Origin of the sequence: Paraburkholderia acidiphila, assembly GCF_009789655.1 — a bacterium.
GTDB classification, from domain to species: domain Bacteria; phylum Pseudomonadota; class Gammaproteobacteria; order Burkholderiales; family Burkholderiaceae; genus Paraburkholderia; species Paraburkholderia acidiphila.
The window spans coordinates 217,837-229,526 of the sequence record NZ_CP046909.1; the positions used below are offsets into that span (position 1 = coordinate 217,837).

Genomic DNA, 11,690 nt, shown 5'->3' on the forward strand with positions numbered 1-11,690 from the left:
GAAATGAGGTAGCGCGATAGGGGCCGCCTTGGCCCGTCTGGCTTCGCAGGCCTGAATGTCGCGCGCAGATCCGAAAAAATCATAAAGGGAACAGACATGCTGGTTACTTTTAAATGCCACGCGGCGCCCGACGTCACGATGCTGGAGAACCTCGCACAATACCTTCTCGGCATCATTGGCAAGCGGCTGGGCCCGCGCGGGGTGATTACCCACGACGAACTCGATACCGCCATCAACAAGCTCGAAGCGGCAATCGCCACGGACAAAAAAGAGCGCCACGAGCAGGAAGGCCACTTTCACGAAGGCGAGGACGACCACGTCCATCACGAACTGCCGGTCGGCCTCGCGCAACGCGCCTTTCCGTTCCTCGATATGCTGCGCGCCGCGAAGAAGGAAGACAACGACGTGCTTTGGGGCATTTGAGCCTCCTGTTCGATGTCCCGGAGCGTAGCAACGCGAGATGGTGCGGCGTCCAATGCGCCCACCGGCCAGCTTGTGATGGGCGCCTGAGCGCCCCCGCCTGATCCCATGCTCCAAAAGCAAAGAGCCCGCAATCTGCGGGCTCTTTGCTTTTGTTCACCTTCGGCGCACGTTACTGGCTGGCGGCCGCCGGCTCGGCAGCGGAAGCCGCTGACTTGCTCATCTTCTTTTTCTTCGGCTTCTTCACGTGCTTTTCGGTGGGCGCCGAATACGACGTCGCCGGGCTCGCCTGCTCCGGCACGGCCGGCTGGGCGAACGACGGCTGCGCAAGCGCCGCGACGCCGAAGGCGGTCAACATCAACATCAGCTTCTTCATACGATTTCTCCGTCGAGGTTGCTTCGATTTTGCGTTTTAAGGATTTGCTGATGATCGAGCCGGCGCGGCGATGCCGCGTGTGGCCGGGCGTCATGCAGGTGTTGCCGGGTCATGCGAGGTCTTGCCGGGCCATCTTACAAAGCCGAAAAATTGCGCGCGCGTAATTTTCACCTTGCCGGATCGCGTATGTCGGGCGGTGACAACGGGGGTAGGAGCGGGGGTCGTGAAGCGGGGGAAAGCGCGCCGCATGAAGCGGCGCGCCGTACGTCGGAGAGTGGTGGCTTAAAGCGGGGACTTAGAGCTGCGGCGCGAGCGCGCGGCGGGCGTCTTCTTCGGAGAGCGACATGCGGCGCGCGTAGTCGGCGAGCTGGTCCTGGCCGATCTTGCCCACCGAGAAGTAAGTGCTGTCCGGGTGCGCGAGGTAGAAGCCCGAAACGCTCGCGGCCGGCAGCATGGCGAGCGATTCCGTCACGCTCATGCTGACTTCGCCCGCTTGCAGGAAGTCGAACATGTCGCGCTTCACGAGGTGATCCGGGCAGGCAGGGTAGCCAGGCGCCGGGCGAATGCCCGCGTACTTCTCGGCGATCAGCGCGTCGTTGTCGAGCGTTTCGCTGGCCGCATAGCCCCACAGGTCGCGGCGCACGCGCGCGTGCATCGCTTCGGCAAAGGCTTCAGCGAAGCGGTCGGCGAGCGCCTTGAGCATGATCGCGCTGTAGTCGTCGTGGTCCTTTTCGAACTGCGCTTCCTTCACGTCGACGCCAATGCCGGCCGTGACCGCGAACATGCCGATATAGTCGGCCACGCCCGAGTCCTTCGGCGCGATGAAATCGGCGAGCGAGCGGTTCGGGCGCATCACGCCGTCCACCACGGGGCGTACCGACTGCTGGCGCAGATTGCGCCACGTGAGCGCGACTTCGCTGCGCGACTCGTCGGTGTAGATTTCGATGTCGTCGTCGTTGACGGTGTTGGCGGGCAGCAGCGCGATCACGCCGTTGGCCTGCAGCCAGCGGCCCTGAATCAGGCGCGAGAGCATCGACTTCGCGTCGGAAAACACGCGGCGCGCCGACTCGCCCACGATCTCGTCATTGAGGATCTGCGGATAGGGACCGGCGAGATCCCACGTCTGGAAGAACGGACCCCAGTCGATGTAATTCGCGAGTTCGTTCAGGTCGAAGTTCTTGAACACGCGGCGGCCGATGAACTTCGGCTTCACCGGCTTGAAGTTCGCCCAATCGACCTTCGTCTTGTTGGCGCGCGCCTCTTCGAGCGTCACGAGCGGCTGCGCCTTCTTGTTGGCGTGCTGCTCGCGAATGCGCTCGTAATCGGTCTTGAGTTCGTCGATGTACTTCGTCGCGCCTTCATCCGAAAGCAGGCTCGATGCAACGGAAACCGAGCGCGATGCATCGGGCACGTACACGACCGGACCTTCGTAGTGCGGCGCGATCTTCACCGCGGTATGCACGCGCGAGGTGGTCGCACCGCCGATGAGGAGCGGAATCTTCTTCACGCGGAAGTAGTCGTCGCGCTGCATTTCGCTCGCGACGTAAGCCATTTCCTCGAGCGACGGCGTAATGAGCCCCGACAGGCCGACGATATCCGCGCCTTCGACTTTCGCCTTCGCGAGAATCTCGTTGCACGGGACCATCACGCCCATGTTGACCACTTCGAAGTTATTGCACTGGAGCACCACCGACACGATGTTCTTGCCGATGTCGTGCACGTCGCCCTTCACGGTCGCGATGACGATCTTGCCCTTCGCGCGCACGTCGGCGCCCGATTCGGCGAGCAGGCGTTTTTCTTCCTCGATGAACGGAATCAGGTGCGCCACGGCCTGCTTCATCACGCGCGCCGACTTCACCACCTGCGGCAGGAACATCTTGCCTTGGCCGAAGAGGTCGCCGACGACGTTCATGCCGTCCATGAGCGGGCCTTCGATCACGTTGATCGGGCGGCCGCCGTCGCCCATGATCTTCACGCGCGCTTCTTCGGTGTCCTCGACGATGAAGTTCGTGATGCCGTGCACGAGCGCATGCGCGAGACGCTTTTCCACAGGCTGGTTGCGCCACTCGAGGTTCTCTTCCTTCTTCGCGGCACCCGTCTTGAACTTGTCGGCGATCTCCAGCAGGCGGTCGGTCGCGTCGTCGCGGCGGTTGAGCACCACGTCTTCCACGCGCTCGCGCAACTCGGCGTCGAGATCGGCATACACGCCGAGCTGGCCCGCGTTGACGATGCCCATGTCCATGCCCGCCTGAATGGCGTGATAGAGGAACACGGTGTGGATCGCCTCGCGCACCGGATCGTTGCCGCGGAACGAGAACGACACGTTCGACACGCCGCCGCTGATCTTCGCGTAGGGCAGGTTCTGCTTGATCCAGCGCGTTGCGTTGATGAAGTCGACCGCGTAGTTGTTGTGCTCCTCGATGCCCGTCGCCACCGCGAAGATGTTCGGGTCGAAGATGATGTCCTCGGGCGGGAAGCCCACTTCGTTCACGAGGATGTCGTAGGAGCGCTTGCAGATCTCGGTCTTGCGCGCGAACGTGTCGGCCTGCCCCTTCTCGTCGAACGCCATCACCACGCTCGCCGCGCCGTAGCGGCGAATGAGCTTCGCGTGATGCACGAACTGCTCCTTGCCTTCCTTGAGCGAGATCGAGTTGACGATGGCCTTGCCCTGCACGCACTGCAGGCCCGCTTCGATCACATCCCACTTCGACGAGTCGATCATGATCGGCACGCGCGCGATGTCGGGCTCGGACGCGATGAGGTTCATGAAGCGCACCATCGCCGCCTTCGAGTCGAGCATGGCTTCGTCCATGTTGACGTCGATGACCTGCGCGCCGTTTTCGACCTGCTGGCGCGCCACTGCGAGCGCCTCGTCGAACTGGCCGTTCAGGATCATCCGCGCGAACGCCTTCGAGCCCGTCACGTTGGTGCGCTCGCCCACGTTGATGAACAGCGTGCCTTCGGTCACGTTGAAGGGTTCGAGGCCGGAAAGGCGCAGGGTATGGTCAGTCATGGCTTGGGACCGGATCGTATGTAGTTGGAGCGGGACTCGGGAGCAGCGGTCGAACGGGTTATCAGGCAGCGTCGCGGTATTGGCCGGGCCAGCGGCGCGGCTTGATTTCGGCGAGCGCCTTCGCGATGGCCGCGATGTGCTCGGGCGTCGTGCCGCAGCAGCCGCCCGCCACATTCACGAGACCGGCGCTCGCGAATTCCTTGAGCAGTCCGGAGGTATCGGCGGGCGTTTCGTCGAAGCCCGTGTCGCTCATCGGATTGGGCAGGCCCGCGTTCGGATAGCACGAAACATACGTGTCGCACAGCTTCGCCAGCTCGGCGATGTACGGGCGCATGAGCGCCGCGCCCAGCGCGCAGTTCAGGCCGAACGTGAGCGGCTTCGCATGGCGCAGCGAGTTCCAGAACGCCTCGACGGTCTGGCCCGAGAGAATGCGGCCCGAGGCGTCGGTGACGGTGCCCGAAATCATGATCGGCAGATTCTCGCCCGTGTCTTCGAAGAGCTGGTCGAGCGCGAAGAGCGCGGCCTTGGCGTTGAGCGTGTCGAAGATCGTCTCGACGAGGAAGAGGTCGCAGCCGCCGTCCATGAGCGCCTTCGCCTGCTCGTAGTACGCGCGGCGAAGCTCTTCGAACGTGACGTTGCGCGCGCCCGGATCGTTCACGTCGGGCGAGATGCTCGCCGTTTTCGGCGTCGGCCCGATTGCGCCCGCGGCGAAGCGCGGCTTGTCCGGCGTCGAATACTTCGCGCACGCGGCGCGCGCGAGCTTTGCCGACTCGATGTTCATCTCGATGGCGAGCTCGCCCATGCCATAGTCGTCCTGGGCCACCGTGGTCGCGCCGAACGTGTTGGTCTCGATGATGTCCGCGCCCGCCGCGAGGTACTGCTCGTGAATCTCGCTGATGATCTGCGGCTGCGTGAGCGAGAGCAGTTCGTTGTTGCCCTTGATATCGCGCGGGTAGTCCTTGAAGCGCTCGCCCCGGTAGGCCGCTTCGTCGAGCTTGTAGCGCTGGATCATCGTACCCATCGCGCCGTCGAGGATCACGATACGCGAGGCGAGCAGCGCGGGAAGCGCTGCGCCACGCGTGTATTTGGCGTCCCCGGCGGGGCGCGAGGCAAGGGCTGCGGGCTGGTTCATGGATCGCGGGCGGGCATGGAGCCGGTTGAACTGGGAAACCCCACATTGTAGCCGCTGCGGCAACAGGCCGCTGCCCGCGGCGTCGCGCGCGAGCAACCGCGGCGGCTCGCGTGGAAGGGCAAAAGAAGCGGCCAAAAGAAAACCCCGCCAGGCAAGCCAGGCGGGGTTTCGTGTGAAGGACGCTGCGCGTTGAGTGCCGCGGGGTGCGCTAGCGTCAGTGAAGCACGACGGGTTGCTGCATGAGGCTGTCGAACTGTCCGAGGAATTCGTCGACTTCGTCGAGTGACTGGTCTGCGTCCATCAGCTTTTGCACGTCTTCGCGAAAACGTGCCGCCATCACGCCGTCGATGAAGATCTCGCGGCGCGCGTTTTTGTCGACGATCTCGTAGCCGCCTGCGCGCATGGCGCTGTGGCCGTCCTGCGGTGGGAACTCGACGACGCAATAGTTGGGACTGTTGTAGATCATTTGCATGGCGACACTCCTTTTTCCTGTGCTCCCTGACCTTCTCGGTCAATACGTGGAGCGTTCGTTCTGGAATTCAAGGGGTGGGTCCCGCATCACCTCTTATGTGGACTGCTCTCCCTTTTTATACTTCACTGCTCAACTGCGTCTGCTGCCACTGCCATGATGCATTTGCTTCGAGCGATTACTTCGAACTACTTAGACCAACTGCTTGAGAAACGTTTCGAGCAACGCGGTAAAACGGTGCGATTCCTCTACCGGGGCCAGATGCGCGGCATCGAGCACCACGAAATGCGACCCTTCTATCGCTCTTGCAAGCGCTTGCGTCAGGGTCATCGGCGTGCCGCTGTCATGGCGGCCCGCCACGGCCAGCGTCGGCACGCGCAGTTGCGCGAGCCTCTTTTCCACGTCGAAATCACGTAGCGCCTCGCAGGCCATTGCGTAGCCTTCTGCAGGGGTCCGTAATAAAACGTCACAAATTTGCTCGACAGTTGGCTTATGCGTATGCCGGAAGTCAGCGGTGAACCAGCGTGCCATCGTCGCGTCGACGACCGCTCCGAGACCGTCGCTGCGCACGGTGGCGGCGCGTTCGTTCCAGGTGTCGCGCGCTTGTGGCGGCGTATGACTGGCCGTGTCGCAAAGCGTGAGTGTGCTCACGCGTTCGGGGTAATCGAGCGCGAACTGCTGCGCGATCATGCCTCCCATCGACATGCCAACGAGATGGGCATGCTCGATGCCGGTTGCGTCGAAAAGCGCGTCGAGGTCGGCAGCGAGATCCTCGAAGCCGAAGGGTTCGTTTGCAACCGCGCTTGAGCCATGCCCGCGCACGTCGTAGCGCAGCACGCTGTGACGATGGCGGAAATGTCCGGCGAGCGTGTCCCACACGCCAAGGTCGCCGCCCAGTTGATGAATGAACGCCAGCGCGGGCCCACCGCTCCTGTCGTCGAAGACATAGTGCGTATCGATGCCGTTGACAGTCACTTGCATGGGTTCCTCCTTCGCCTTCCAGGCTGGGAGTCAAGCCGTTTGCGAGGTACTGCATGCACGCGATGCTGGTGGAGCAATCCGCGCGCCTGGGGCACGCGGACGATGCGCGATGCGATGTTCGTTAGCTTGTGTGTCGCGTCCCTGTTTGCTGCGCTGTTTATTGTGTTGTGCCGATTGGGTCTGAATGGGTCCGTCTTTTGCAGCGTTGTACCGGTTTGTTGGTGCTGGTCCGTTCGCTGATTCGCTATGCGCGCGCGGTGGCGTGTTGCCGTGTTTCGTCTGCTTGTTCTGGGCCCTTCATGCTGCGCGCGACGCCTTGCGATCCTTGACGCATGGCTCGATTCCAGTATGCGCTATTTCACGATTTTGTGTCGTGAAGCAGGTCGTCTGGATCGAGCGATGCGTGTCCTTGCGTGCGGTGGCGCGCTCAGGGATGCTCGGGCGCTGCGCCCGGCGAGGTAAGCGAGGGTTCGTCATCCACGGACGGTAGCGGCGGTGATTCTGTCTGCGTATTGGCGGGTGTGGCGGGTGTGGCGGGTGGTGCCGGTTGCGGCGCCGTCTCCGGCGTTGCGGATTGTGCCGATGTTGTGTCGGGTGTCGCGTTGGGCGTCGTGGTGGTCGCCGCCGTTGAGGGCTCGGGTGTCGGCGCGGGTGCGTTCGCGGCGCTCGGCACCGTAAGCGCGCCACGCCATACCAGTTCGAACTGGTTGCCATTGGGCTCGGTCTGTACGAGGCGCACGGGCAGCCAGCCGAGCGTTGGCGCGAGCCACACGTCGATACGCCGCTTGTCGCCCTCGCGGCGCGGCAGGCGCATGAAGTGGCGCGCCGTGACGTAGCCATGATCCGTGCTCACGGTTTCGTCGCCGATCGTGGTGATGGGCCAGGTCTCGCCGCTGTCGTTGTCCGCGACATAGAACTCGCGCGTGACGCCCGGCTTGTACGCGTCGGGGTCGCCGCGCACGAGGCTCGCGAGCTGCATCACCATGCTGAAGCGGTCCTGCGCGCCGTCGGTCAGCGCGAGGGAGTTGGGCGTGCGCGTGAACACGATCTGCTTGTCGGCGCGGTTGAAAATCGTCACGTCGGATGGACGATGGCCGCGCTTTTCGATGTACTGATCGGGCGCGAGGCCGAAGGCGTCCACGCGGCCCTTGCTCGTCCAGCTGAACTCGCCGACGAAGGGCAGGGGCACGCGCACGACCATCTCGTAGCGCTGACCGTCGCTTGACCAGTGGATCGTGCCGGGCTGATTGCGCACGCCGTTATAGAACGTGTCGTATTGCAGTTCGCCCGACGGAGGCACCGAAAACTTCAACCCATGCGACGCTTGCGCGGCTTGTGCCGAAGGCTGCTTGCCGTTGCCGGGCGCGGCGCTTGCCGTGCCGTTTTTGTCGCCCGAGCCGTCGGCGCTCGCGCGGGTTTCCGAAGCGGCCGCAGGCGCGGACGCCGCTTGGGCATCCGGCGGCGAAGCGGGCGCTTTCGGGTGCGGCTGGGGCGGCGCGACAGCATGCAGCGTATGCGGCTCGGCGGGCTTCGGCGCGGGTTTGGGCGCGGCATGCGCGGGCGCCGCCGCCGGGCCCGCGGGCCGCGCCGCGCGTTCGATGCGCTCGGGTTTGAGGAGCGCCACCTGCACGGGTACGCGCACGTGCGCGACCGGTGGCGGCGCGCCGTGATGCCGCTCGAACCATTCGGCCGCGAGCCAATGGAGCGCCGTGACCGCGACGAACACCCCGACCCAGCGCCACGCGCGCGAGCGCTGTGAGCTGCGTGAGTCGGTGTCGAGGCGGCGTGCCTCGCGCGGGGCGGCGGGGGTGGACATCGGCGGTTCGTGAGTCGGAATCTGTCGGACGTTACTGTGACACAACCGGCTGGGGTCGCGCAGAAAGCCAGACGGCACGCCTCGACCCACGCCCCACGCACAAGGCGCTCAGCGCGGCGTCGGACTGTACCCCAATTCGTATGACAGTTTTTCGGCGCACGCTCGCAAGGCGGTGTCCACGGCGCCGTTCCAGTCGATATCGAACGCGCCTTCGTGACCGAGCGCGATGAGCCCGAGCGCGAGTTCGCCGCTCGCGTCGAACACGGGCGTGCAGAACGCGTGGATGGTCGGCAGCAGCATGCCTTCCACGCGGGCGGCGCCATGCTCGCGCACCTGCGCGAGCGCGCGTTCGAGCGCCTCTGCCGTACGCGGCGTGGAGCCGTATGAGTAGTGCTGCGCGCCAGCGAGTTCGCGCTCGATCATCGGGGCGGTCTTGCTGCGCGGCAGGTAGGCGGCGAACAGCAGGCCCGTGGCGGAACTGAGCATCGGCATGACGTCGCCGAGCTTGAGCGACGCTTTTGCCGGATGGCTCGATTCGAGCCAGTGCACGACGGTCGGCCCCTGGTTGCCCCACACGGCGATGCCCACGGTGATGTCGAGCGCGTCGCGTAACTCGGTGAGCGCGATGCGCGCGAGTTTGACGCCGTCCACGCGCGCCAGACGCGCGAGGCCGAGCTGCAAGGCGAAGCCGCCCAGTTCGTAGCGGCCCGAGAGCGGGTCCTGCGCAACCACGCCGAGGCGCATGAAGCTCACGAGATAGCGATGCGCCTTCGCCGGGCTCATGCCCGCACGCTGCGCGAGGTCGCGCAGCATCATGGCGCGCGGCTCGCCGGTCAGCACTTCGAGTAGGCGAAAGCCCACTTCGATCGACTGGATGCCCGAGCGCAGCTTTTCTTCGCCGGCTTCGGGGCCTTCCGGGCCTTCGGCGGTGTCGAGGGCGTCGGCGAGATCTTCGGCGTTCGTGGCGTCTGTGGCGCTCGCGCGTGGCGAGGCGGATCGGACGGTAGGCGGCATGGAGGCGTTGTGGTGTTCGAACGTACGGCAACCGTACGGAAACTGAGGGCATGCGGCGCACCCGCTTGGGGCCCGCGGATTCACCATCGTAGAATACATTTCCCTTATCGTCACTCACGTCTGATTCCATGAAACTTGCCACGCTGAAGGACGGCACCCGCGACGGGCAACTGATCGTCGTTTCCCGCGACCTGCGCAGCGCCGCCATCGCCGACGCGATCGCGCCCACGCTGCAGCGCGTGCTCGACGACTGGCGCTTCTACGCGCCGCAGCTCGCCGAGCTGTACGACGCGCTCAACTACGGGCGCGCGCGCAACGCGTTCAGCTTCGACGCGCGCGACTGCATGGCGCCGCTGCCGCGTGCGTACCAATGGGCGGATGGCTCGTCGTACGTGAATCACGTCGAACTCGTGCGTCGCGCGCGCGGCGCCGAAATGCCCGCCGAGTTCTGGACCGACCCGCTCATGTACCAGGGCGGCAGCGACGACTTCATCGGGCCGTGCGACGACATCGTGTGCGCCTCCGAGGCATTCGGCATCGACTTCGAGGCCGAAGTCGCCGTCGTGACGGGCGACGTGCCGATGGGCGCGAGCCCCGACGAAGCACTGCGCGCCGTGCGGCTCGTCACGCTCGTGAACGACGTTTCGCTGCGCAACCTCATTCCCGCGGAACTCGCGAAGGGCTTCGGCTTTTTCCAGAGCAAGCCGGCCAGCGCGTTCGCGCCGGTGATGGTCACGCCCGACGAACTCGGTGGACACTGGCGCGAAGGGCGCGTGCATCTGCCGCTCATCGTCCACTGGAACGGCAAGAAGGTCGGCCAGCCCGATGCGGGCACGGACATGGTGTTCCACTTCGGCCAGTTGATCGCGCATGCCGCGAAAACGCGCAATCTGCGCGCGGGCGCCATCGTGGGTTCGGGCACGGTCTCGAACAAGGACGCCAAACGCGGCTACTGCTGCATCGCCGAGAAGCGCTGCCTCGAGATGATCGAAAGCGGACAGGCGAGCACCGAATTCATGAAGTTCGGCGACAGCGTAAAGATCGAAATGCTCGACGAAGCGGGCAAGTCGATTTTCGGTGCGATCGATCAGGCTGTGGCGCCGCTCCACGGCGAGCCGTGACGCACAATCGACACGCAAGCGCTGAAGGGTTTCGCCGGATGCCGCACGCCACGCGTGCGGCTACACTGGCGAACGCCCTTTTTTCTTTGAGAGAAGTCGGGGAAGGGCAGTAAAAGCACGCGCCGTAGAAGCACGCAGCATCCGCACGCAGAAAAAACGCATAACGACAAGGAGACATCGTGAACGCTTCTCGCCCCAGCCGTCTTGCTGCACGCATCGCCCTGCTGTTCTGTATCTGCGCACCCACGCTTGCGCTCGCGCAGGTCAAGATCGGCCTCGTGCTGTCGCTCACGGGCCCGGCCGCCTCGCTCGGCATTCCCGCGCGCGACACCGCCGCGATGTTCCCCACCGAGATCGCGGGCCAGAAAGTCCAGTACATCGTGCTCGACGACGCCTCCGACACGACCCAGGCCGTGCAGGACACGAAGAAGCTCATCGACGAACAGCATGTCGATGCGATCATCGGCTCGTCGATCACGCCGAATTCGCTCGCGATGCTCGACGTGATCGCGCAGGGCGAGACGCCCACCATCTCGCTCGCTTCTTCGGCGAAGATCATCGAGCCCGTCGACGACAAGCGCCACTGGATGTTCAAGACGCCGCAAACCGACGCGATGATGGCCGGTGCGATCATGGAGCACGCCGCCGCGCACAACGTGAAAACGCTCGCCTATATCGGTCAGGCCGACGCGCTCGGCGAGACGTTCTATGCCGAGATCGCGAAAGCCGCGCAGCAGCGCAACATCAAGCTCGTCGCGAACGAGCGCTTCAATCGCACCGATCCGAGCGTAACGGGGCAGGTGCTCAAGATCGTGGCGGCCCACCCCGACGCCGTCGTGGTGGGCGCGGCCGGCACGCCCGCCGCGCTGCCGCCGAAGGCGCTCAAGGAGCGCGGCTACAAGGGCGTCATCTATCACAACCACGGCGTGGGCAACCGCGACTTCCTGCGCGTGTGCGGCGCCGACTGCAACGGCACGTTCCTGCCCGCGAGCCAGGTGCTCGTGGCCGCGCAACTGCCCGAGGACGCGCCAGGCCGGCGCCTCGCGCTCGACTATATTTCGCGCTACGAAGCACGCAACGGCGCGGGCACGGTGTCGGCGTTCGGCGCATACACGTGGGACGCGGGGCTCCTGCTCCAGAACGCGATACCCATTGCGCTCAAAGCGGCGGCGCCCGGCACGCCCGCGTTTCGCCACGCGCTGCGCGACGCGCTCGAAGCGACGCACGATCTGCATGACACCAACGGCGTCGTCAACATGAGCGCCACCGATCACCTCGGCCTCGACGCGCGAGCGCGCGTGATGGTCGAGATCCGCGACGGCAAGTGGGTGTATCAGCCGCATTGATG

General features: G+C 64.9%; 10 protein-coding genes. 3 read left to right on the forward strand and 7 right to left on the reverse strand.

What is annotated here, in order from left to right:
* Nucleotides 1–96: 96 nt before the first annotated feature.
* Nucleotides 97–423, forward strand: coding sequence for a DUF1840 domain-containing protein (locus tag FAZ97_RS00995; RefSeq protein ID WP_158756779.1), 327 nt, complete (start codon nucleotides 97–99; stop codon nucleotides 421–423).
* Nucleotides 424–592: 169 nt separating this feature from the next.
* Here the strand turns inward: FAZ97_RS00995 and FAZ97_RS01000 are convergent, their stop codons facing one another.
* From FAZ97_RS01000 to FAZ97_RS01030, 7 genes are all read right to left on the reverse strand, one after another.
* Nucleotides 593–796, reverse strand: coding sequence for an acid-shock protein (locus FAZ97_RS01000; RefSeq protein WP_158756780.1), 204 nt, complete (start codon nucleotides 794–796; stop codon nucleotides 593–595).
* Between the two features lie 295 nt (nucleotides 797–1,091).
* Nucleotides 1,092–3,809, reverse strand: coding sequence for a methionine synthase (gene metH, locus FAZ97_RS01005; protein WP_158756781.1), 2,718 nt, complete (start codon nucleotides 3,807–3,809; stop codon nucleotides 1,092–1,094).
* Nucleotides 3,810–3,870: 61 nt separating this feature from the next.
* Nucleotides 3,871–4,941 (reverse strand): homocysteine S-methyltransferase family protein, encoded by a 1,071-nt coding sequence (locus FAZ97_RS01010; RefSeq protein ID WP_158756782.1) that lies wholly within the window; start codon nucleotides 4,939–4,941, stop codon nucleotides 3,871–3,873.
* A 214-nt stretch (nucleotides 4,942–5,155) separates the two neighbouring features.
* Entirely contained in the window at nucleotides 5,156–5,413 is a 258-nt protein-coding gene (locus FAZ97_RS01015; RefSeq protein ID WP_158756783.1) for a BTH_I0359 family protein, read from the reverse strand.
* A gap of 189 nt (nucleotides 5,414–5,602) precedes the next feature.
* Nucleotides 5,603–6,391 (reverse strand): 3-oxoadipate enol-lactonase, encoded by a 789-nt coding sequence (gene pcaD / locus FAZ97_RS01020; protein WP_158756784.1) that lies wholly within the window; start codon nucleotides 6,389–6,391, stop codon nucleotides 5,603–5,605.
* Nucleotides 6,392–6,818: 427 nt separating this feature from the next.
* A complete protein-coding gene (locus FAZ97_RS01025) occupies nucleotides 6,819–8,207 on the reverse strand; it encodes a DUF3108 domain-containing protein (protein ID WP_158756785.1) in 1,389 nt (462 codons plus the stop codon).
* Between the two features lie 108 nt (nucleotides 8,208–8,315).
* On the reverse strand, nucleotides 8,316–9,335 hold the full coding sequence (locus FAZ97_RS01030; RefSeq protein WP_407671783.1) for an IclR family transcriptional regulator: 1,020 nt from the start codon (nucleotides 9,333–9,335) through the stop codon (nucleotides 8,316–8,318).
* A gap of 14 nt (nucleotides 9,336–9,349) precedes the next feature.
* Between FAZ97_RS01030 and FAZ97_RS01035 the strand changes: the two genes are divergently transcribed.
* Nucleotides 9,350–10,342 (forward strand): fumarylacetoacetate hydrolase family protein, encoded by a 993-nt coding sequence (locus FAZ97_RS01035; protein ID WP_158756787.1) that lies wholly within the window; start codon nucleotides 9,350–9,352, stop codon nucleotides 10,340–10,342.
* 215 nt (nucleotides 10,343–10,557) lie between these two features.
* Complete coding sequence (locus FAZ97_RS01040) at nucleotides 10,558–11,688, forward strand: ABC transporter substrate-binding protein (RefSeq protein ID WP_233271696.1); 1,131 nt, start codon at nucleotides 10,558–10,560, stop codon at nucleotides 11,686–11,688.
* The last annotated feature ends 2 nt before the right edge of the window (nucleotides 11,689–11,690 follow it).

Bases quoted from the DNA above. Each gene is read 5' to 3' on its own strand.
- FAZ97_RS01035 (WP_158756787.1), top strand. From the start codon at position 9,350: ATGAAACTTGCCACGCTGAAGGACGGCACCCGCGACGGGCAACTGATC.
- pcaD (WP_158756784.1), bottom strand. From the start codon at position 6,391: ATGCAAGTGACTGTCAACGGCATCGATACGCACTATGTCTTCGACGAC.
- metH (WP_158756781.1), bottom strand. From the start codon at position 3,809: ATGACTGACCATACCCTGCGCCTTTCCGGCCTCGAACCCTTCAACGTG.
- FAZ97_RS01010 (WP_158756782.1), bottom strand. From the start codon at position 4,941: ATGAACCAGCCCGCAGCCCTTGCCTCGCGCCCCGCCGGGGACGCCAAA.
- FAZ97_RS01015 (WP_158756783.1), bottom strand. From the start codon at position 5,413: ATGCAAATGATCTACAACAGTCCCAACTATTGCGTCGTCGAGTTCCCA.
- FAZ97_RS00995 (WP_158756779.1), top strand. From the start codon at position 97: ATGCTGGTTACTTTTAAATGCCACGCGGCGCCCGACGTCACGATGCTG.
- FAZ97_RS01025 (WP_158756785.1), bottom strand. From the start codon at position 8,207: ATGTCCACCCCCGCCGCCCCGCGCGAGGCACGCCGCCTCGACACCGAC.
- FAZ97_RS01000 (WP_158756780.1), bottom strand. From the start codon at position 796: ATGAAGAAGCTGATGTTGATGTTGACCGCCTTCGGCGTCGCGGCGCTT.